At 25.8% G+C, this 24,682-nt stretch carries 17 protein-coding genes; 2 read left to right on the top strand and 15 right to left on the bottom strand.

Going from position 1 to position 24,682, the window contains the following annotated elements; translation table 11 throughout:
- Nucleotides 1–51: 51 nt before the first annotated feature.
- Nucleotides 52–1,149 carry a redox-regulated ATPase YchF gene (gene ychF / locus NG901_RS07625; RefSeq protein WP_252213234.1) on the bottom strand — a complete coding sequence of 366 codons (1,098 nt, stop codon included), beginning with the start codon at nt 1,147–1,149 and terminating at the stop codon, nt 52–54.
- 363 nt (nt 1,150–1,512) lie between these two features.
- On the opposite strand from ychF, the gene pdaA reads away from it, so the two are divergent.
- Nucleotides 1,513–2,436, top strand: coding sequence for a delta-lactam-biosynthetic de-N-acetylase (gene pdaA / locus NG901_RS07620; protein ID WP_252213232.1), 924 nt, complete (start codon nt 1,513–1,515; stop codon nt 2,434–2,436).
- 381 nt (nt 2,437–2,817) lie between these two features.
- Here pdaA and NG901_RS07615 read toward each other — a convergent pair whose 3' ends face one another.
- The 13 genes from NG901_RS07615 to NG901_RS07555 form a co-directional block, all read right to left on the bottom strand.
- The gene (locus NG901_RS07615; protein ID WP_252213230.1) at nt 2,818–3,468 is read right to left on the bottom strand and encodes a cyclodeaminase/cyclohydrolase family protein; all 651 of its coding nucleotides are present in this window, start codon (nt 3,466–3,468) and stop codon (nt 2,818–2,820) included.
- Nucleotides 3,469–3,480: 12 nt separating this feature from the next.
- Nucleotides 3,481–4,719: an O-antigen ligase family protein gene (locus NG901_RS07610; protein ID WP_252213228.1), complete on the bottom strand. Its 1,239-nt coding sequence runs from the start codon at nt 4,717–4,719 to the stop codon at nt 3,481–3,483.
- Complete coding sequence (locus NG901_RS07605; RefSeq protein ID WP_252213227.1) at nt 4,700–5,863, bottom strand: glycosyltransferase; 1,164 nt, start codon at nt 5,861–5,863, stop codon at nt 4,700–4,702. The genes NG901_RS07610 and NG901_RS07605 overlap by 20 nt, the downstream gene beginning before the upstream one ends.
- 5 nt (nt 5,864–5,868) lie before the next feature.
- Nucleotides 5,869–7,152, bottom strand: coding sequence for a glycosyltransferase family protein (locus NG901_RS07600; RefSeq protein ID WP_252213226.1), 1,284 nt, complete (start codon nt 7,150–7,152; stop codon nt 5,869–5,871).
- Nucleotides 7,153–7,163: 11 nt separating this feature from the next.
- Nucleotides 7,164–8,696, bottom strand: a complete 1,533-nt coding sequence (murJ, locus tag NG901_RS07595) for a murein biosynthesis integral membrane protein MurJ (protein ID WP_252213225.1) — start codon at nt 8,694–8,696, stop codon at nt 7,164–7,166.
- Between the two features lie 5 nt (nt 8,697–8,701).
- Nucleotides 8,702–9,415 (bottom strand): WecB/TagA/CpsF family glycosyltransferase, encoded by a 714-nt coding sequence (locus NG901_RS07590; RefSeq protein ID WP_252213224.1) that lies wholly within the window; start codon nt 9,413–9,415, stop codon nt 8,702–8,704.
- A 504-nt stretch (nt 9,416–9,919) separates the two neighbouring features.
- Complete coding sequence (locus NG901_RS07585; RefSeq protein WP_252213223.1) at nt 9,920–11,008, bottom strand: tetratricopeptide repeat protein; 1,089 nt, start codon at nt 11,006–11,008, stop codon at nt 9,920–9,922.
- 99 nt (nt 11,009–11,107) lie between these two features.
- Complete coding sequence (locus NG901_RS07580; protein ID WP_252213222.1) at nt 11,108–12,835, bottom strand: phospho-sugar mutase; 1,728 nt, start codon at nt 12,833–12,835, stop codon at nt 11,108–11,110.
- A gap of 166 nt (nt 12,836–13,001) precedes the next feature.
- Complete coding sequence (locus NG901_RS07575; protein WP_252213220.1) at nt 13,002–13,739, bottom strand: 2-thiouracil desulfurase family protein; 738 nt, start codon at nt 13,737–13,739, stop codon at nt 13,002–13,004.
- Between the two features lie 374 nt (nt 13,740–14,113).
- On the bottom strand, nt 14,114–16,471 hold the full coding sequence (locus tag NG901_RS07570; protein ID WP_252213218.1) for an endonuclease MutS2: 2,358 nt from the start codon (nt 16,469–16,471) through the stop codon (nt 14,114–14,116).
- A 13-nt stretch (nt 16,472–16,484) separates the two neighbouring features.
- Complete coding sequence (locus NG901_RS07565) at nt 16,485–18,830, bottom strand: U32 family peptidase (protein ID WP_252213216.1); 2,346 nt, start codon at nt 18,828–18,830, stop codon at nt 16,485–16,487.
- A gap of 224 nt (nt 18,831–19,054) precedes the next feature.
- Entirely contained in the window at nt 19,055–20,671 is a 1,617-nt protein-coding gene (gene zapA / locus NG901_RS07560; protein ID WP_252213214.1) for a cell division protein ZapA, read from the bottom strand.
- A 303-nt stretch (nt 20,672–20,974) separates the two neighbouring features.
- Nucleotides 20,975–21,121, bottom strand: a complete 147-nt coding sequence (locus NG901_RS07555) for a hypothetical protein (protein ID WP_252213212.1) — start codon at nt 21,119–21,121, stop codon at nt 20,975–20,977.
- Nucleotides 21,122–21,333: 212 nt separating this feature from the next.
- On the opposite strand from NG901_RS07555, the gene NG901_RS07550 reads away from it, so the two are divergent.
- The gene (locus NG901_RS07550) at nt 21,334–22,581 is read left to right on the top strand and encodes an MDR family MFS transporter (protein WP_252213211.1); all 1,248 of its coding nucleotides are present in this window, start codon (nt 21,334–21,336) and stop codon (nt 22,579–22,581) included.
- 88 nt (nt 22,582–22,669) lie between these two features.
- On the opposite strand, the gene NG901_RS07545 is transcribed toward NG901_RS07550, so the two are convergent.
- Nucleotides 22,670–24,364 (bottom strand): putative bifunctional diguanylate cyclase/phosphodiesterase, encoded by a 1,695-nt coding sequence (locus NG901_RS07545; protein WP_252213210.1) that lies wholly within the window; start codon nt 24,362–24,364, stop codon nt 22,670–22,672.
- Between the last annotated feature and the right edge of the window lie 318 nt (nt 24,365–24,682).

Genomic DNA, 24,682 nt, shown 5'->3' with positions numbered 1-24,682 from the left:
AAAGAAAAAAGGAACCTTAATCAAAGGTTCCTCTTAGTATTAAAAAATATGTTATACATTGAATCTGAAGTTAACTACATCTCCATCTTCCATTATGTACTCTTTTCCTTCAAGTCTGAACTTACCTTTTTCTTTTGCTGCTGCTTCTGATCCACATTCAACTAGATCATCATATCCAACAACTTCAGCTCTGATAAATCCTCTTTCAATATCAGTATGGATTTTACCAGCAGCTTGTGGAGCTTTAGTCCCTCTTTTAATAGTCCAAGCTCTAACTTCTTGAACTCCAGCTGTTAAGAAACTCATAAGTCCTAATAATTTATAACTTGCTTCAATTAACTTATCAAGACCAGATTCTTCCAATCCATATTCTCTTAACATTTCATTTTTTTCGTCATCTTCTAATCCAGATAATTCTTCTTCTATTTTAGCACTTACAACTATTACTTCTGAATTTTCAGATGCTGCATATTCTTTTACTGTTTTCACATATTTATTTTCGAAGTTTCCTTCCATAACATCATCTTCGGAAATATTACAAGCATATAAAACAGGCTTTGAAGTAATTAAGAATAATCCTTTTACAAAAGCTTGCTCTTCATCTGTAAATTCTAAAGTTCTTGCTGGTTTATTAGATTCTAATTGTTCTTTAATTTTTTCCATAATTCCATATTCAAACTTAGCAGTTTTATCACCAGATCTTACAAGTTTTATACCTTTTTCCATTCTTCTTTCTAAAACTTCTAAATCTGAAAAAATTAATTCTAAGTTTATAGTTTCAATATCTCTTATTGGATCAACAGTACCTTCAACATGAACAACATTTTCATCATCAAAACATCTTACAACGTGAACTATTGATTCAACTTCTCTAATATTGGCTAAAAATTTATTTCCTAAACCTTCACCTTTTGAAGCTCCTTTAACTAATCCTGCTATATCATAGAATTCTATTGCTGTATATATTTTTTTCTTTGTGTTATACATCTTTTCTAAGACATCTAATCTCTTATCTGGAACACTAACTACTCCCACATTTGGTTCAATGGTACAGAATGGGTAATTAGCTGATTCTGCTCCAGCTTTTGTTATCGCATTAAATAATGTACTTTTACCTACATTCGGCAATCCTACAATTCCTAACTTCATTTATGTACAGTCCTTTCTAACATTTAATACACCTTTAAAAATTATACTCTAGAACGTCTTTCTTTTCAACTAAATATGTTTGATGTTATAGTATGAAGCTTGTAGGCAGAGATTTTTGCTTTAACACACCTAAAATAAATAGTTACTTAAATAAAAATCTATATTTAATAGAAATTACCATGATTAATAGTTTGATAAAATACAAACAATATTTTATATGAACATATTCTAAATCTGTAGAAATTTATTATTCTATATAATATTTAGAAAACGTTATGTAAAATAAGCTATATTTTAAGCCACTATTGGTGTTTTAGTATATATGCTAAATAAAATTGGAGTTTGTTTTATACTACAACATCAATGTTATTTTTAAATATAGCTAAAATAAATAATTTTAAGATAGAAGGTGGAAATTTGAAAAAATATTATAAAAAATCAATTTTAGCTTTATTAGTTTCAGTGTTAACTATAAATTCTCTTGCTACACCTATTAATGCCAAATCCAAAAAGCCCAATGAAGATGAAATGGAGCAATTTATAGAATTTGAAGAAAATAAAGTTAAAGATATATTTTCATTGTTTTCCGATCAAGGAGAACTAAATTGGTATTATGTAGGTAAAGGTAAAGATAATGTAGCTGAAGGGCCAAAAGAGTCAGTAGATTTCCTAAAAGAAAATGATGCTTGTTATCTAGGAGATACATCTAAAAAAGTAATATATCTTACTTTTGATGAAGGATATGAAAATGGTAATACAGGTAAAATATTAGATACATTAAAAAAATTAAATGTACCTGCTGCCTTTTTTGTTGTTAAACCTTATATTGATACTGAGCCTGACTTAATTAAAAGAATGGTTGATGAGGGACATTTAGTGTGTAATCATTCATCTCATCATCCTTCAATGGCATCAATTCATGATAAAGCTAAATTTGAATCAGAATTTACTGAAGTAGAGGAAGCTTATAAAAAGGTTGTAGGGAAAGATATGCCAAAATATTTTAGACCACCAATGGGTAAATATTCAAAAGATTCTTTAAAAGCCACAAAAGACTTAGGATATAAATCTGTATTTTGGAGTTTTGCTTATAAAGATTGGTTAGTAAAAAATCAACCTGCTGAAAGTTTTGCAATAAATAAGATAACTAACGGTGCTCATCCCGGATGTATAATGCTTCTTCATGCTGTATCTGATACTAATGCTAAAATATTAGATACTGTTATAAAAAAATTACAAGATGATGGATATGAATTTAAATCCTTAAATGAACTTCCAACAGAATAAAGATATTTAGACTATTCTTAAACAATGCTTTTAAATATATAAAAAGGAACTATGCATAATTTTTATTCATTATGCATAGTCCCTTTTCTATTTAAGACTATAATTTTTAAAGATGTTTATATATGCATAAGCAAAGTGGACTGAGTAATTGAACTTAGGAATACTAAAAACAAGTATAGTCCCATTTCAGCTTGTTCCCAATATAAAATTGAGACAAGCAATAAATATAAATTAAAAATGAAACTCGACTCCTATTTAGTCGCTGAGTAAGTTTGAGGAACGAAATATGAAAATTCCGACTCTCACTTAACTATTTTCAAAATCCAATTACAATGCCATTTTGCCTATTGCATATATAAACATAGATTTAATTGCAAATTATTATTCTTGAAATATAACTGAATTTACTTGTGCTACAATTTCTTCTTTTTTATCTTTAGATTTATTAAATAAATCATCTAATTCTTCTTTTATTTCATTAAAGAATATTTCATCATCTCTTAAGCCATTTAAATTAACTTTGACATTCATTATTGCACTCTCTATAGTGCAGTGTAATAATATTGCTGACATGCCTAAGTCTGATAAAAGCATTTTGTTGCCATATTGGCTCATAACATCTAAATTTTTATAAAACTCAAAAGATTCTCTTGCTAATTTTAATGGTGGTAACATAGCTTCTTTTGTACCTTCTTTTATAGCATTATTTCTATTGCTTTTTTCTTCTTCTGTATCTTTAGGAAGTTTGTAGCAATCCATTAACTTTAAAAATCCATTTCGATCTTCTTCCATAAGTTCTAAGCTTCTATATGTAAATCCTTTAGATTTTTCTCTAAAATCATCTATAATAGTTTTAATTTCTTCATCTAATTGTTGGTATTTTTTCTTACCTACTGTTAAAGAATATACCATTGAATTCAGCGCACCTGATAATGCACCTATTAGCCCTGCTACACTTCCGCCACCTGGTGATGCTTTATCACTTTCTACATCCCCAATAAATTCTTTAATTGTTTGTTTATAAAATTCCATTAAAAATCCCCCTTATTTATTATTGCTTATATTTTTATTATCTAATATAGATATTATATATCCAAGATATATCCAAAACATAATAGATATAAAACTTATTATATAAACTAAATTACTTTCAAATGCATTTACTGCTAATATTCCAAGTAACATAGAAGATATTGTAGTCATTTGAAGCTTTTCTTTCCCCTTCAGCTTATCTAATCTCTTTATTATAAATACCATAATACTTATTAGAAAAATTAAAATTAATGCTAATGAAATAATTCCATTTACAGTTGCTATTTGAAGATAAATATTATGAAGTCCACCATATTCTATTCCTGGTAAATATTCAACTATTCTAGCATTTCTTACTGCTTCTATTAAATCTGAATTTCCTACTCCAAGCAACAGATTGTCTTTTATAACAAAACTAGCTGATTTCCATAAAATATTTCTTCCACTTGTAAAGCTATGTAGTCTGTCTTCATCAAAAGTTAATAATACACTTGAACATAATAATGGAATTATTAATAATGCTATTCTTAAATGTTTACTTTTTAAATATACAAATATAAATAAATATATTACAGCAATTATAAGCAAATATGAACTTCTTCCATTTGCTTTTACCATTGTAATACCTTGTATAATAACATTTAGAAATAATAATATTTTCATCTTAATATTATTATTTTTTAACATTAAATATATACTTAATACAACTGCTAATCCTGCTGCTATAGATAAAGCATTTTGATTTACAAAAATCCCAAATGATCGACCTGTTCCAAATACCATATCAGTTGCTTGTATAGTTATCTTCTTATAGTCCACATATAATGATACTATTGATAATGGTAACATTAAAGCAATATAAAAATATGATATAATATTCATTTCTTTTATATTTTGCCTTTTGCTTTTAAATACATCTATTGTATATAAAGATGTAAATATCATTAAATTAACTATCCATATTTTGATGTTTTCCGTAGTCCTATAAGCAAATATGTTAAGTGCTAAAGTAAAAATTATAAATAAAATTATTGGAATATCAAATTTATATATCTTTCTTGTTTTATAATCTTTAAATATCATAATTAATATTAGTAAAATACCCCATGCTAAAACAATAGTATTTAATTTTTTTATTGCTGGAACATATAAAAAAATAGTTGCAAAACCTAAGCTGACTAATATATATAGTAATCTAAAATATAATCTGTTACCTATAAAATTGTAAATTTTATTTAATACCTCTTTCATTTACTTTTTTATACACTCCCTTCAAATTCTTTACCAATAAATCTTCTGAATAATTTTTAACTGTCATATCTCTAATATTGCTTTCATTATAATTTTTATAATTTTCTTTCATATATTTCAATGCAGATATTAATTGTTCTTCATTGTTTTTTTCAACAATAATTCCATTTTTTTTAGTTATTATATCTTCAGCGCCACCATTTTTAGCACCTATAACAGGTTTGCCACAAGCTAAAGCCTCTATATATACAACGCCAAAGGTTTCATGTTCTGATGGTAATGCAAATATATCACAATTTTTCATTTCATTAGCTACCTCTTGCCTTGATAACGCCCCTAAAAAAAATATCTGTTTTTCCATACCTATACTTTTAACTAATTCTTCTAATGAAGATTTTAGAGACCCGTCTCCCCCTATTTTAAGTACCACATTTTCATTAATAAACACTTCTTTAAAAGATTTTATTAACAACTCCATACCTTTTCCCTCTTCAAGAAAAGCACATGAGAAAAAAGTAAGCGTATTATTCTTTGCGTCTTTATTGCACTCTGCTTCCATATTAAATAAAGATAAATCAACCATATTATGAATAACTTCTATATCTCTATTTACATATGTGTTAAGTTCCTTTTTTAAGCCATTACCTACTGCTATTAATGAATCACAACTTTCATAAGCTTTATAAATATGTTTTCTATAACTATCTTTTAAATATTTTGCATACTTTAGTGATGAATGCTCTGTTATAACTAATGGTATATTATATTTTTTACTTATATAAGCTGCAGAAATTCCACCCCACATTGCAGAATGGGCATGTATTATATCAACTTTACCTTCTTTTTTAACTATTTCTTTATATAATTTATCCATTCTCTTATTAAAGCTTTTAAACATTAATGGGTTCTTAGGAAAATAATTGAAATCTTTATATCTATAAGTTCTAAGGTTATCTTCTATACTAAAATTAATTTTTCTTTTTTCTTTTATTTTACCAATTAACGTAAGTGGCCAAATTTCATTATAAGCCACCGTAATTTTTTCATCACTATTAGATAATGCTTTAAACTGTTCTTTAAAAAAGCTTCCATGAATTTTATTTCTTGGTGATGAATACCACGATGGTATTACCATAATATGCATTTTTATCACTTCTCTTCTAATATAGTATTTAGCTTCTTAACTATGCTATTCCATTCATATCTATAATCTGGTTCTGACTTTATATTATTACTTTTATATAAGCCTATTAACCTATATATATTATCTTTTATTTCTTTAACAGAATTACTAGCATTAATGCACTTTTCATTATTCTCAACTATATCTTTAATTGGATCATTATCATCACCATAAATAACAAAAATTCTTGCATCCGTTCCAAAATAATCATATATTTTTGCAGGTATTTGTTTAGAATTTTTATTACCAAATAAAATTAATATTTCTGAATTTAACATATACTTAAGTGCTTCATCAAAAGGTATTCTAGATGAAACTTTTGCTATTTCTAGATTACTTAATTTTCTTTTAACTTCAATATCATCTATGTTGCCAAAAAATAAAATATTAAGTAATTCATAGTCATCTTTATTTTCATTTTTAATCTCTTCTAACGCTTCAATGAAAGGATTTATATTTCTTAATTTAGTAAATATTTCTCCTGTATAAACCATGTTAATTTTATTGCTTTGTATAAGTGATGGAGTATTTTCTAATGATAATTTATTATATAATTCTTTATCAAATCCTCTATTTAATATATAAGTAAAATCGCTTTTAGCTTCAACAACTTTGTATTGATTTAAGTAATCTTTTCTATTTTCTTCAGTTACAAAAATAAATTTATCTGATAATTCAACAACCTTCTTTTCCATATTCTTTTCGATTAGTTTTTTTAATATAAAAGAATTTTGACGTGTTGAATCCTTAAGCCAAGGATCACTCCAATATGTAATCCATGGTATATTTTTGAATTTTCTTTTTATATAGTATGCACACAAATGAGAAGATGGCGGCTCATGCATTGAAAATATAACATCAAATTTTTCTTGTTGCATAAGTTGAATTCCATACTTTGCTGCTTTTTTAGCCCATCCATAATACATATCAGGTATTACAAGTGCATTTTTAATCCTTCTTAAAATTTTTCTATTTTTTATAGATTCTTTATTTATCTTAGATACACTTTGCTTTCTAGGAATAAATTTTTTAAATATTACTCCACCATCAATTAAATGATATTTTATTTTGCTATCCATCATAGAAAATAAATATTCATCATAATATATTGAATTTTTAGGAAAATTAACAGTTAATAAATGTATCTCATTTCCTAGAATTTCGCTTAATTTATTTAAATACTGCAAAGTTTCTATTGCAGCTGAATTATTTATTAATGGAGAATAACAAGCTATAAATAATATTTTCATATGTCCTCCTATTATTTCTTCTTTACTTTGTTTAAAAATAAATTTTTTATCTCCTGTACCTCTTTTATATTAAATAAATTACATAATATAAAATAGCTTATGATACCAATAATAGTTCCAAAAATAATAATCATTATTTTTGGTATTATTTCATCCATAAAATTTATAAATGTAATAATGACTAATCCCATTAAAATTGAATTAATAATTATCTTGAATATTTTAACAAATAAATCTTTATAAGTAAAATTACGTTCTAATTTTGTAATACTAATAAATAATAAAATCGAAGTTATCATCATAGCTATAGAAGATGCTAATGCTACTCCATATATTCCTATAGTTTTTGATAATATTATGCTTAAACATATATTTATGATTACTCCTATAATTCCATTTACAGTTGTAATCTTAGTTTTTCCCATAGAAAATAAAGTAGAATTTAATATATCTCTCATTCCAGTAAAAAATATTCCAACTGTATATCCAAGTAAAGCTAAACTTGTTAATTTTACTGCATATTCTGTGAATTTTCCTCTTTCATATATAATACTTACAATATCTTCTTTAAATATTATAACTCCAACTGTAATTGGTATTAAAATTAGAGCTAAATATATAAGAGATTTTTTTAATAATTCTACAAACTCATCTATTTTTTTTGCATTCCTAGCATTAGCCATCATAGGATATGCAACACTAGATATAGATGTTGTTATTATACTATTTATAAAAAATATAAGCTTTTCTGCATAACCTAATGCTGAAATAGATCCGATCTCTAATGATGATGCAATTCTTTTGTCAACTATCATATTTAGAGAATTTGCACCCGCTGCTATAACCACTGGAATTATTAAGAATAAAATGGCTCTTAATCCTTCATCTTTTAAGTTAACAAAAAATTTATATTTATACCCATGTGATACTAACGATGGTACTTGAACTACTACTCTAAAAAAGTTTCCTATAACATTAGCTATAGTTAATCCAATAATATCATAACTTCTAAAAAATAGTAAATACACTATCATAGGTAAATTAAAAAACAAACCTAATATTGATGGTATAACAAAATCTTCATTAACTTGTAATAATGATGTAAAACATGCGTTAATTGACATAAATAATAAATTAATCAGTGTAATTCTAGTTAATCTAATTGCTAAAATAGTTGTTTCTGTATCAAACCCTTTTCCCAAAGCCATAACTATTTCTTTTGAAAAAATACTAGTTATAGCAAAAAATATAACTGAAATAATAAATAATATATTAATCACATTATTAGCAAAATAATACATTTCATTTTTGCCTTTTTTCGCCTTTATCTTACTTAGTACTGGTAAAAATGATGTAGAGATTGCAAGGCCTATAAGCATAAATATAGTTTCCGGTACAGTAACAGCAATATTATATGCATCTGTATACATACCAGCTCCAAAATTATTTGCAATAAGCATATCTCTAACAAAACCTATAACTCTGCTTATACACGATACTATCATTATTATTAAAGTAGATTTTAATAAAGTATTCTTCTTCATATTTATCACCTTTTATTATACTTTAATACTTTTATTAAAAACTTAGGTATAGAAGTAAGTCTTGTTATTCTCCAAGGTTCCTTTATCACCCTGTAAAGCCATTCAAGTCCTAAATTTATCATCCATTTAGGTGCTCTTTTAGAAATTCCTGAAAATATATCAAAACTTCCTCCAACACCCATAAATATATTACAAGGTAATATATCCATATATTTTTCAATAAAATATTCTTGTCTTGGGCATCCCATAGCAATAAAAATAGCCCAAGGCTTTTTCTCTTTTATTTCATCTTTTATTTCAGCACAACTATCTAAATCAAAATATCCATTATGTAAACCGCATATATCTAAATTATTAAATTCATTTTTAATATTTTCCGCACATTTTTGAATTACTTCTTCTTTTGCTCCTAATAAATAAATAGATTTATTTTCTAAATTAGCTTTTGATAAAAGATCTTTCATAACCTCTATTCCAGCTATTTTTTCTTTTACTGGATTTTTTAACAATTTAGAAGCAAGAACTGTCCCTACCCCATCAGGAATAATTACAGAGTTGTCTTCTTTAAAACATCTATTAAGTATTTTATCATTTAATCCATTAAATAATATCTCTGGATTTCCTGATATAATATTTATCTTTTCAAATTTCTCTATGTATTTCATCAGTTCTTTTTTGTTGCCATTAAATATTTTAAAATTAAGTATATCTGTAAACATAAAATTCGCTACTTAAAATTACAAAGTTAAAAATTTAGATATAATTTAAAGTAGTTTCTCCTTTCATTATGTAGTATTTTCATAAATATAATACTTATTATTGATTAGACTATTATATCATATAATAAATCCCTTTTTATGTATTAAAATAATAATTTTTTAAAATTGCTATGTTTTAGCAACGTGTTGATATATGCATATTAAAACATCTTTTCCTATATATAAAAAGCACTAACAAAATATCTAATGCTATTTTGATAGTGCTGAAATAAAACCCTTTATTTAAAAATAGTGTTCATAATTTTAGTATAAGGGCGCAGTAGCATTGAAATTTACTTTTTAGAACTCTTAATAGATATTTGTTGAATTAATTGCTTGTCACAATGTTTCATTGGGAGCATGCATTAATTAGACTAATATCTGTTTTAGTGTTCTTAAATGAAATTTCCCTGTCTACGAGCTTTATACTAAAATTATAAACTTTCTTTTAAAACACAAACTTAACTATTTAGTTAAAGCTTTTTCTAATTGACTTACAATTTCATCTTCAGGTTTTAATTTTTTAGCAATTTCTAAATGAAGTTTTGCTTGTTCATTATCGCCTAAATTCATATAACACATTATTATGTTAGTACAAATTTCAACATCTCTTGAAGCCTCAAAAGCCTTTTTAAAGTATTTTATTGCTTCTTCATAATTACCAAGACAAGCATAATTTATACCAAGTTCATTAACTACTTCTAATATACCTGATTCAATACTTAAACTTTGATTTAAATAGTATATAGCTTTTTCATAGTTTTCTAAATTTCTATATCCAACTGCTAAGTAATAATATAAAAGTGGATTTGTTTCAAATTGGTCAACTAATGGCAATAACATTTCTATTGCTTTTTCTGGCTTTTCATTTAAAAGCTCTATTGCTTTTTCATATTGACTTACATTGTTAATATCGTTGATTATTTGATCTATCTCTCCGCTCTTTACTCCGCCTTTATTTAGGTAGCTATTAATTTCTTCTTTAGCATTTATAAAGTCTCCATCATCTCTTAATATAAGTGCATTATACAAGTAAGGTTCTGGCATATTTTTAAACTTTATCTTTCCTTCTTCAATATCTTGTAATAGTATTGATTTGAATTTAGAATCCTTTTCTCTCAAGGCTTCCCCTGTCAATAATAGATTTTTAAAAACCTCTTCTTCTCTATTATATATATATAATCCTTTTAATAATATATAAGCTTCTTCTAATCTTTCTTCTTTAATTCTATTAGCTATAAGACTTTTTATAGATTCTTCGGCATTAGCAATATAAGTTAAAATAATTCCATAATCATCATTAAATCTTAATTTTTCATCACATGCAAAACATATAAACATTCCTTCAATAAAATAATATATAGGTAAGTTCTTCATTTTTATTTCATCATTAACATTAGATGTTATATATTCTGAACTTATAGGCATATATAAATCTTTATTTTTAAATGTCACATATTCCGGAATATTTACAGTCTTTTTAAATCCCTCTATATCCATTTCTAAAAATAATATCTTACTTAATTTTTCCTTCAACATTGTTTTATAATCCATTATGTTACACCACCTAATTTTATCTTGATAGTATTTAAGAACAAAAGCTGTCTCAAATGATTATTATATCACTTAAAACAGCTTATTTGTAGAATTAATTTAGTTTAATTTTTCATTAATTAATTTCATGACATTTTCTTTGAATTCTGATATTTGCTTTTCAGCATCAGTCAAGCTATTTCCCTTAATAGATAAATAAACTTTCATTTTGGGTTCAGTTCCTGACGGTCTCACTACAAAATAAGAATCATCTTCAAGTATAAATTTTAATACATTTGATTTTGGTAAATCAATTGCTACCTTACTTCCGTTTTCTACATCTTCATCCATACTTAATTTATAATCTAATTTTCTGACTACTTTTACATTATTAATTTCACTTACTTTACTATTTCTCATAGCATCTATACAAGAAGCTATTTTTTCTTGACCTTCTTTTCCTGCTAATTCTAAAGATACAAGAGTTTCTTTAAAGTATCCATATTTTTCATATAATTCTATTAAAGCATCATATAAACTCTTTCCATGTTCTTTATAATATAAACACATTTCACATATTAACATTGAAGCTATTACTGCATCTTTGTCACGAACAAAGTCTCCTGCAAGATATCCATAACTTTCTTCAAATCCAAATAAGTAAGTATGTTCTCCTGATTCTTTAAATTCTCTTATCTTTTCTCCTATATATTTAAATCCAGTTAGTACATCTAATATTTCTATATTAAAATCATCAGCAATTGCTTTAGCACCTTCTGTAGTTACTATTGTCTTAATAACTACTCCATTTTCAGGTAACTTATTCGTTTCTTTTAATGAACTTAACATATAATGAGTTAATAATAATCCAGTTTGGTTACCAGTTAAAACTTTGTATTCACCTTTGCTGTCTTTTACAACAACACCAATTCTATCACAATCAGGATCTGTTCCAAATATGATATCTGGATTTGTGCTTTGTGCCATATTTAAAGCTAATTTAAATACATCTGGATTTTCTGGATTAGGATAAGATGCTGTTGGAAAGTTTCCATCTGGAGCTTCTTGTTCTTTTACAACTTCTACATTTGTATATCCTAATTCTTTTAATACTCTTCTAACTGGAACATTGCCTGATCCATGAATTGGAGTATATATAACATTTAAAGTATTAGCTTTTTCACTAACTAATTCTTTTCTAATAGTTAAAGATTTTACTTTTTCCATATAAACTTTATCTAATTCTTCACCTACATATTCAAGTAAACCTTTTTCTAAAGCATCTTTTTCATCTATAATTTTAATTTGTGAAAAATCTTCAATTTGGTTAACACAAGTTATTATTTTGTTAGCTTTGTCATCTGTAACTTGTCCTCCAAATTCATCATAAACCTTATATCCATTATATTGTTTTGGATTATGTGAAGCGGTTACAACTATTCCACCACTACATTTTAATTCTCTTGTAGCAAAAGATAACACTGGTGTTGGTCTTAAACTTTCATATAAGTATACTTTTACATTGTTAGCGCATAATGTAAGTGCTGCTGCCTTAGCAAATTCCTTTGACATATTTCTAGAATCGTATGCAATTGCAACTGCTGGTTTGTTAAAGTTTTCATTTAAGTAATTAGCAAAACCTTGAGTGGCTTTTGAAACACTATATACATTCATTCTGTTGCTTCCTGCACCAATTACACCTCTTAATCCACCTGTACCAAACTCTAAATCTTTATAAAATCTATCTTCTATTTCTTTTTCATCACATATAGCTTTTAATTCATTCTTTGTTTCTTCATTTATACTCTCAGAATTAAGCCATGAGTTATATTTTTCTTTATAATCCATATATGTTCCCTCCCATTTGTATAAATCATTTGTTAAACATTTATACTAACTTAACAAAATTTTACTTAATACTTCTATTATTATACAATACTTATCCATAATAAAAAATAGTTTTTTTAATATTTTATAGTATTTAGTAATAAATTTTTCCAATTACTAACATTTCTTATTTTTCATGTTCATTCTTTATAGTTTTAATTTCCTCTATTGTTAGCCCTGTAGCTTCTGATATTTCATCTATTTCAGTAAATCCCATAAGATCTTCTGCTAAAGATATTATTAGTCTTTTTACATTATCCTTAACTCGACTTGGCAAATCAGAAAATTCATCTAAACATTCTGTCAAATCCAATGACTCATCATAATTATAATCAAAATCATCTTCCTCTAAGTTTAAAAATTTTTTTCTTTTTAATTTGTTTTCAAAATATTCATTTAAATATATTAATTTTTCATTATTAGGTTCTATATCTTCTTCAGAAAATACTTCTATTCCTTCTTTTTGCAATAAGTATGCAGTAAGTCCCATTCCATCTATTTTGTTTCCTTGAAAGCTTCCATCATATACTTTATTAACACCACATGATGGACTTTTTTCTTTTAAAATAGCCTTTGTAGCATTCACTTCTTTAGCTATCTTTAATGTTTCATATGCACCTTTTACAAATTGATTTGTAACATCTAAACCATCTTTTGTAATTGCTATTCCATGCCCTTCTAGTATATCCTGAGCAGAATTTTTTAATTCTACTGGAGTTCTAGGAGTACTTAATCCTCCAAGTTGTTCAGGACATACCAAAATAGCTTTTCCTCTTCTAAATAACTCAACACACTTTTCATTTAAATTATTTTCCCCACTATATTTACAGTTAACTCCACATAAACATGCACTTATAATATACATGCACTCACCTCAAAATTTCTTCATATTTATTTCTTATTCTACCCTATTTTAAATATGTTGATCTTTTGTTATAAAGGCGAAGTGGCATTGAAATTTACTTTTCTAGAACTCTTAAGTAAGAGTCAAAATTTTATATTTTGCTACTCTTACTTACTCAGCGAATGTACTTGAGTTGAGTTTCCTTTTAGCCTTACAATTAATTGCTTGTCAAAAGTAAGTGTCCAAATTTCATATTTGGAAACACGAACTTTCACACAGTACAATGTTTCATTGGGAGCATGCATTAATTGGACTAATCTTTATTTTAGAGTTCTTAAAACAAATTTCTCTGTCCACGAGCTTTATACAAAAGATCAATATTTCAAAACATCACATTATTTTAGTTCGACTATTGTTGCACCATCTCCACCTTCACCATATCCACCTAATCTATAATTTTTAACATGTATATGTCTCTTAAGCATGTCATTTATTGCTTTTCTAAGAATTCCAGTACCTTTTCCATGAACTATTGTTACTTCTCCAAGATTGCCCATATAAGCATCGTCTAAATACTTATCTACTCTATAACAAGCTTCTTCTGCATCTAACCCTCTTAAATCTATACGATTTTCAACTTTACTTAAATTTAATTTTAATTCTCTCTTTTTCTTTACCTTTTCAACTTTAGATTGTTTAGTTTTTCTAAGATCCTTTAACTTAACTGAAATTTTCATAATCCCAGCTTCAACTTGTACTTCCCCTTTATTATCAGGCATAGAAATCACTATCACATTTTGATTGAAAGATGGCAAAAACGCTTCCATACCTAATGTTACTTTTTCAAGTACTTCACCATCATTTTCTTTCATTTTATATAAATTCTTTTCTTTTTCTTCTAAACTATCTTTAAGTTTTTTACGTTCTTCTTCTAGTCTTTGTCTTCCACCACTTGAAATACCAAGTTTTTCAAGTTCTCTCATAGCTTTTAATATATCATCTGCTTCGTCTTTTGCATTAGATACTATCTTTTTAGCCTCTTCTCTTGCTTCCATATAAGCCTTATCTTTAACTTTTTCAAGTCTTTCAAGCTTTTGTTCATATTTATTCTTTAATTCTTCCGCTTGATCTTTAATGACTTTTGCATCTCTTGCATCTTTTTTAGCTATAATACTCTTTTCTTGAAGATTTCTTATTAAGCCTTCAAACTCTAAATTTTCTTTAGACATATAATTTTTTGCACAATCTATAACTTCTTTTCCAAGTCCTATTCTTATAGAAATCTCAAATGCATTGGATTTTCCTGGAACTCCAATTAACAATCTATATGTAGGTCTTAATGTATTAATATCAAACTCTACAGATGCATTTTCAACTCTCTCTTTATTTAATGCATATGCCTTTAATTCACTATAGTGAGTTGTTGCTATTAATTTTGCACCTTTACTACTTAAATTTTCTATAATAGCTATTGCAAGTGCTGCACCTTCTGCTGGATCAGTTCCTCCACCCAATTCATCAAATAGAATAAGTGATTGTCTATTATCATATTCCATGATATTTACTATATTAGTTAAATGAGATGAGAAAGTTGATAAACTCTGCTCAATACTTTGCTCATCTCCTATATCAGCAAATACTTCCTTAAAGAATGATACTGATGAATTAGAACTTGCAGGTATAAGCAGTCCACTCAATGCCATTATATGAAGCAATCCCACTGTTTTTAATGTAACAGTTTTACCACCTGTATTAGGTCCAGTTATCATCAAAGTGTCAAATTCATCACCTAAATTTACATCTAAAGGTACAACTTTATCTTTTTCAATTAAAGGATGTCTACCAGACATTATGTTGAATATTCCGTCATCTCTTACCATAGGTTTTATTGCATTTAATTCACATGCATATTTACCCTTTGAAAAAATAAAATCTAAATTAGTAAGTATTTTAAAATTACTCTCGCAGTGTTCTGCATTCATTTTTACTTTTAATGACAATGCTGAAAGTATCCTATCTATTTCAGCCTTTTCTTTTAACATAAGTTCTTTTATTTCATTATTTAAATTAACTAACCCCATAGGTTCTATAAAAAGAGTAGCTCCTGTTGAACTTTGATCATGTACAAGCCCTGGCACTGAACTCTTATATTCTGCCTTTACTGGAATTACATATCTATCACCTCTTATTGTATATAAAGAATCCTGTAAATACTTAGAATTACTTCTAACTATTGAATTTATTTTTTCTCTTACTGAAGAATTCTTTTCTTTTAAACTTCTTCTTATATTATATAAAGTAGTGCTAGCATTATCACTAACTTCATCTTCTGATAAAATAGATCTCTCAATTTCTTTTTCCAAGTCATTAATAGGTGCTAATATATACGCTAAATCTTCTAACTTAGGAAAAGATACTTCTTGTTCTTCTCTTTTAAAAAATTCCTGCATTCTTCTAGTTGCTGTAAGCATTCCTAATACCTTTAATAATTGTTCTGGTGTTAATGTACCTCCTTTTTTCGCTCTTTGAAGTATATCTCCTATATCACAAAGACCTTCTATTGGAGGATTACCCTTCTTCATTAATATTTCAAGTGCCTCATTAGATTCTTCTAATCCATTGTTTATTTCATATGTATTATCATAAGGTACAAGTTCATCTACTAATTTCTTGGCAGAACTGCTATATGCATACTTTTTAAGTATTTCCTTTACTTTATTAAATTCTAAAACTCTTAAAGATCTCTTGTTCATTTATAGTTCCCCTCTATTCTACACCACGTTTATAATGACCTTTAGTATAGATTCTATTTTCACTTTTTTTAAGTTTTTTCACTTCTTCTAATATCACTTTAACTTCATTATAAGTTTCATCTTTAAAGTCAAATCTAAACGTAGATATATTAAATGTTTTTAACTCTTCAATTTCTTCTATTAAATTTAAAGCAAGTGAATTTAATATATGACTTCTACAGCTATTATCACCTAATACTTTAAATGTTTCATTTTTTCTATCTACTAATGTGAATTCATCTCTCATACAAACTCCATTACACTCTTTAGAAGTAGATTTATTTCCAAATGTACTTCCTATTGGACAGTACTCACTAACCATTAATTCTGTTTTTCCATAAACACCAACTGCAACATTATAATTAACACTTTTCATTATTTCTTTAATTTCTTTTCTGTTTAATTCTAAGCTTAATGTTGGAATCTCAATATCTTTCCTATAAAAATCTAAAGCTTCTTTATTAAACAGATTTAATTTATAATCACCTATTATAAATAATTTATCTTTATATAAATTAAGTATTCCTACATTTGAAGTTATTAATCCTTTTATATATGGAATAACTTCATCTATTTGTTTAACTACATTTTTAAATTCTTCTTTTATTATATTAGGAGTCATAAAATATAAGTTTTTATTTTCTACATTTTTAAAATCACTTATATTTAACGCACCTTTATGCTTAGTATAAGATATATCTAATGCTATGTTTTTAACAGTATGATCTTCTAATAATGCTTTCAATTGTTCTTTATTTATACAACTATAAATATAACCTAAACTTTCGCCTGATTTCAAGTTTTCACCTAAAGTATCAGCCTTAAATCTTTTACGCCTATAAGAAGAAGCTTCTTCTTTTAATATTTTTTCAAATAATTCTCTTCTTAAGTTATTTAAAGAAGCTATTCTTATAAATCCGTCTTCAAAAGCATTAAATAATACTTTTTCGAACTTATATGGTATTTCTCCAGATTTCATTAAACATTCTTCTACTCTTTTTATATCTAATGGTGACTTCTCTGCTACTTCAACTGTATCGCCTAAAGCTTCATATTCTTTTCCATTGAATTTAGTTTTTAATTTTAAAGGTAAACCAACTCTAAATTCTAATTCACCTTGTAATAATACTTTTCTTTTATATGGTTTTACATAGTCCTTTAATTCATCATATAACTTTTTATCAGACATTCTGTATATTAAATCACCTTTTTTATAACCACTAGGTATTAATTTAACTTTATCCCCTTTAAGTGCTTCCTTTACTTCTTTGCCATTAAGTAATATTTTACCTAATACAAATCCGTCATTCCTATATCTTATTCCATCTCCAATGCTTATATTTCCATCTAATATAATTTCATTTTTATCAACAGCCTTACCTATAGGAATACCAGTATTTTTAGGAAAATTATAACTCATCATATCTTTTCCTGTATTTTTATAAAGATATGCTTTAGAAAATCCTTCTCTATTAAATAACTGAGCTAATTGAATTCTTCCCTTTTTTAAATCAAATTTTTGTTTACAAGTTACTCTATCAATTGCTTTTCTATAAGTATCTACAACTCCTGATACATATTCAGGTCTCTTCATTCTTCCTTCTACTTTTAAAGATGATGTTCCACTTTTTATTAATTCTTCTACATCATCAATTAAGCACATATCTTTTGGACTAAGTAAATACGCCTTTTTAGGTGAAGTATTTTCTCCTTGTATTATATATTCCATTCTACAAGGTTGAGCGCATCTTCCCCTATTACCACTTCTTCCTCCTATCATAGAGCTCATTAAGCATTGTCCTGAATAGCATACACAAAGTGCTCCATGTACAAATATCTCTGTTTCTATACCTAAATCCTTTGATATATACTTAATTTCATTCAAAGAAAGCTCTCGAGATAAAACTATTCTAGACAATCCCTTTTCTGTAAAATACATTGCACCTTCACCATTATGTACTGTCATTTGAGTTGATGCATGTAATTCGAAATCTGTATATGTTTTTTGTATTAAATTAATAAGTCCCGTGTCTTGTATAATTAAAGCATCTACCCCTATATCATAAAGATATCCTGCATATTTTAAAGCTTCTTTTATTTCATTTTCTTTTAATAAGGTATTTATAGTTACATATACCCGAGCTCCATAACCATGTGCATAATCTACAGCTTTCATCATCATTTCATTATCAAAATTTGATGCATATGCCCTTGCAGAAAATTTATTTCCTCCTAAATAAATAGCATCAGCTCCTCTATTTATAGCCGCTATTAAACTTTCCATACTACCTGCTGGTGCTAACAGTTCTATTTTTTTCATTAATTTCCTCCTAAGTATTTATACTTATCTTTGTTTTAAATTAACATTAATATTTTAGTATAAAGGCGTAGTGACATTGAAATTCGCTTATACGACAATATGAATACTATCTTAAAAACAAAACATCATACTTTTATTATTCTTAAAAATCTTTAAAAACCTTTAAAAACTGCTATTAAAAATAGCAGTTTTTAAAAAATTATTATAATTCTATTAATATTATCCTACTTTTTATGTGAAAGTGGTCCTATAACTTTTTTTGTTTTACCATTTAAAAATTGTTGGCTTTTTAATGCTGCTAATTCTATTTCTACATTTAATAGTTTATCCTTTAATTCCATAACTTTATACTTAGATGTTCTAAGATTATTATTTACAGTTTTGCTTCTTTCCATAAGTTTACTCTTATGCTTATTTAATTCTTCAACTTTATTTTCTAATTCTACTACAGAAGCATCCTTTTTACTTAAAGTATTTTTTAATACCTCTAAGTTTTTCTCTTTTTCATCTAAGTTATCTTTTAATTTTTCTAATGACTTTTCTTTGCACTCTAAGATATTTTTTATATCTATTAATGATTTATCTTTATTGCTTAAATCATCTCTTAATTCTTCTATTTCTTTATGTTTTATATTTATTGTCTTTTTACTATTATCTTCATTGACAATTAACTTAGAATACTTATCTCTTAAGCTTGTAAGTTCCTCATTTACTTTTAAATTCTCTTGTTTTATTTTATTTTTTTCATTATTTATTGAATTAATATTATTATTTAATTTTTGAATATTATCTTCTAATATTTTTTTATTTTTTATTTCCACGTTTATTTTAGAATTTAATTTTTCATTTTCTCTATTGACTTCTTCAATTTTTTGTTTGAAAATTGTAACTTCTTTATCAGTTTCATAATAAAGATCACTGATATTTTCAAGCTCTTCTTTACATTTAGTATATTCTTCTTGAAGAACTCGTTTATTGCTCTTTTCATTTGATATTAATAATGTTAATTCTTCTATCTTACTTTGTAAAGTTAAGCAATTGTCTTCTAAAGACTTACTTTTTTCAATCAAGATAGAATTTTCTTCTTCTAAACTAGCTCTAACTTTAATCATTCTTTCAAGTTCTAATGAATTTTCTGTATTTAAAGTATTTAAATCATCAAACTTTTTACCTAAGTTAGTACATTTGTTTTCTAGAAAAGAAACTTTATTTTCTAATTCTTTAACATTTCCACTTGAAACTTGTAATTTATTTCTTAACTCTACTTCTTTTCCTTTAGATTCATCTACTTTTTTATAAAGGAACTTATTTTTCTCTTTTATTTCTACAACTTCTTTGTTTAATACTTCATTTAAATTACTAATTTCTTTTAAATTATTTTCCAACTTATTATTCTTCTCTAATAATAGGCCCTTTTCTTTTTCTAGATTAGTTGCCTCTTCTTTTAAATTAGTAAGTGTCTCTTCTATTTCTAAATATTTTTCTTTTAAAGATTGCTCACCATTTACTAATTGTTCTTGAAGTTTTGTTTTCTCTACTAATGTTGTTTTTAAATCTTCATTTAACTTGTCTACTTTTTGAATCAATTCACTTTTTTCAGTTTCTATATTTTTCTTCTTATTAATGGCATTTCTTAAATTAGAATCACATTCGTAAAGTTCATCTGCTATATTTACTGCCGCAAGTACTGTTGCAGCACTCGTGCTTAATCTAGAATTTTTACTCATTATCTCTTTTACTTTACTATCAACAAAATCAGCTAAATCAACTAAGTATTGTTCATTTTTATCACCTTTTAAGTTGTAATCCATACCATTTATATTAACTGTTACCTTAATCATAAATTACACCTCTTAAAATTTCTTTCTCATTGTTTAATTATATTCTATATTCACTCATAACACAATTATATTGATACATACTTATGATATAAAAATATTTACTTTTTTCTTACTTTTTTTAATATTAAAAGTCTCTTTATATCTAACATTAAAATTTAATAATTTTTGTAGTCGAATAATTGATACTAAATTCTCAATTTTTAATATTAGTAATATTTATGCTATATAAAAATTATAAGAACCAAGAGATAAATTCAAATAATTCACTTCTTGGTTCTTATAATCTTTATTTAATACAAAACATTATAGCTTATGTTTTAAATTATTAGCATGTTCCTTTATAATTTCACCTTGTTCTGTCATCTTACCTTTTATTTCCCTTGCAGTTTCTTTTATTTCTGTCTTCATTTTTCTAGCAGTATCTTTTATTTCTTCTCCAAATTTTTCCATGATACATTTTCTCCTTTCAAAAATAAATTTATACACTTATAAGTTTGTGTAAAAATATAAATATTATAAATAATATTTATATTTTTTATCAATTCACAAATTTCAAATTCATTTATTTGAAATAAATTGAATTTTTTAGTATTTAAGGGTATAATTTAATAATTATTTTTATATTTAGCTCTGTTTTAAATATTAATAAAAGGAGATTTAAGATGAAATTAAAAAATAAATTAATACTTATATTTTCCCCATATTCAGGACTCCCTAAAGAAATTTATATACTTTTTCTAGGTAAAATAATAAATTGTATAGGATCTTTTATTTATCCATTGTTATCACTAATACTTATTCAAAAAATAGGTCTATCTATAAGCCAAGCTGGTGAATTTGTAACCTTTTTAGCTATTCTTCAAGCCCCCTGTGTATTAGTAGGAGGTAAACTAGTTGACTCTATAGGAAGAAAAAAAGTAATACTTGTTTTTCAAGGATTGTCAGCTTGTACATTTATAATTTGTGGTTTTTTACCTTTATCTAATACATTAACTAACTTTATACTATTAGCATCTTGTTTTTCATCGGTATCTTTGCCTGCTTATGATGCACTAGTTTCAGATATCACAACTTCTGAAAATAGAAAAAATTCTTTTTCACTTATATATATAGGATTAAATTTAGGATTTGCAATAGGACCACTATTAGGTGGCTTATTATTTAATAATTATTTAAGTCTAATATTTATAGGTGATGGTGTTACAACATTGATTTATCTTTTATTAATAGGATATTTTATAAAAGATATTAAACCTAATTTATTAGAAGGTTCCATTAACGAAAATAAGAGTTCTTTCGAGAAAGCTGAAAATTGTTCAGTATTTAAAATATTTCTTAAACGTCCTATTCTAATTTATTATTCCTTACTAATGTTAACATTTCATTTTGCTTATTCTCAGTGGGGATTTGCAGTACCAATACAATTAAATGATATATTTAGCACTAATGGTGCTAGATACTTTGGGGTTTTGAGTAGTTTCAATGGATTAATAGTAATTCTATTTACTCCAATAATAACAGTTCTAACAAAGAAATATAGAATACTTTCTATCATTTCAGTTGGAGGACTTCTGTATTCATTGGCCTTTGGCCTTTGTAGCTTTGCCTCTAATCTTTTTTCATTTTTTATTATTGTTGCTATAATGACTATAGGCGAAATATCAATTGCTACAAATTCTCAAACTTTTATAGCAAATCTTAGTCCTTCATCACATAGAGGAAGAATAAATTCAATTTTGCCTTTACTATATGGAACTGGTAATGGTATTGGACCTATAATCATGGGTAGAATGATTTCTGTAGTTGGAATAAGACAGGCTTGGTTAATTGTTAGCTTAATCGTTGGAATAGGTGGAATGTTAATGTATCTTCTTAATTATATTAATATATCTTCATATAATAAGAAGTAGTAATACTGTATTCTTACTACTTCTTAATTTTTAAAAATATCTCTGTTTTAAATATATGTATATATATGCACTAATTGAATTTTTAAACTTATACTAATAATTGTTCTTTAGCATCTATAAACTTTCGATAAAACATGTCTGTGCTCTCAGGTTTTCCAAATAGATATCCTTGAATATAATCTGGGTTTACTTTATTTATAATTTCAAATTCTTCTACAGTTTCAATACCTTCAATACATACTTTAATATTAATGCTATGCATAAGTTTTATTACATACTCTATAAATGTAAAATTATAACTTTTTTCCGTAAGATGTCTTACAAAAGAACGATCTATCTTTACAATATTTACTGGTAAATTTCTAAGATAATTTAATGAAGAATATCCTGTTCCAAAATCATCTATAGCCATATTTATGCCATATTCCTCAAAATCAGCAAATTTTTTAATTAAAAATTTAAAATCTGGTGCCCAACAACTTTCTGTTAATTCTAGTATAACAGAATTTTTATTTATTCCGAATTCTTTTATACATTCATCTAAATACACATTAAAATTATCTTCCTTTAATTGAATATATGAAACATTTATGCTCATTTTAAAATCTTCGATTATACTTTGCCAATTCATACACATTTTTAATGCTTCCCTAATAACCCATTTACCAACCTTTACAATTAAACCACTCTCTTCTAAAAACGGAATAAATTCTAAAGGAGATATTTCTCCTAGTTCAGGTGAATTCCATCTAAGTAGTGCTTCTGCACCCTTTAATTCATGATTAGACGCCTTAACTTGTGGTTGATAATACAATTCAAATCCATCAAAATTATTTCTTATACTTTCTCTTAATTGCTCTTGAAGTGTTAGGAAACGTATTTTCTTATTATATAATTCTTCTGAAAAAAATTCTAATCTATTTTTTCCACTTATTTTGGCAAATTCCATGGCACTATTAGCCCTTTGAAATAGTTCCATACATGAAAGTGCATCATTAGGATATAATGCTACTCCACATGATAAAGTGCAAAAATATTTTTTATCATCAATTTCATGTTGTACATTCATATAGTCCTTAATGTTATTAAATAATACTTCTACTTTTTTATAATTTGCGTCCTTATAAAAAATTGCAAATTTATCTCCATCAATTCTATATATATTCATATTCTTAGGTAGCATTAAAGTGATTTTTTGAGCCACATCTCTAATAACCATGTCACCAAATAAATAACCATGTTTCTCATTTATGTTTTTAAAATTATCAATTCCCATAACTATAACTGCAGAAACAATTTCAGATTTATTATCAAGAAAATTCATCATATCTTCTTGAAATTTACTTCTATTTAGCACTCCTGTTATAAAATCTATTTTTGTATCTTTATTCATATCAGTTATATGTCCAAATACAATTATAGCGTTTTCATTTTCATCTTTTAATAAACTTCCACGAAAAGAAATCCATATCACTTCACCTTTTTTATTTACAAGACGGCATTGAAAAATATTAATATTTGAAAGTCCTGATTTTATTTTATTTATTCCATGCAAAAATATATCTTTATCATCATTATATATAATTTTAGACCAATATTCTTCTATGTCACTAGTTGTTGTACCATCTAAATCAAAATCACATAAAATAGATGATGATATTTTAAATACATTGCTATTAACATCCCAAATAAATACATAATCATCAGTACTGTTATCTATTAACTTGTATATTGTGGAAGCTTGTTCAAAATTTATAATTTTCGAATTATACTTATGCTTCACCTATATCACTTCTTTCTAGAATATTAAACTTAAATTATAAACACTTTTATAACAAAATAATAATTTTAAACATATTATATCATGTTATGGAATATTTTTATATAAATTTGTCAAAAAATATCTATTTTTGTTAATAGAATATATATAAACCACAATTAAGTAAATTACAAATTTAACAATTATCTACTTATATATTCGTATTATTTTTATAAAACTTCTATTTTAAAAAGCAACTAATAAAAAAAACAGAACCTACCAGAACCACTTACTAGGGTTAAGATAATTTCTGTTATTTTTTACTTATAATTATTTATTGTT

Origin of the sequence: Clostridium sp. CMCC3677 (assembly GCF_023845585.1) — a bacterium.
Taxonomy (GTDB): Bacteria; Bacillota; Clostridia; order Clostridiales; family Clostridiaceae; genus Clostridium; species Clostridium aquiflavi.
Note: the sequence above shows the minus strand (reverse complement) of the source record. Positions and strands in the feature narration are given on the sequence as shown.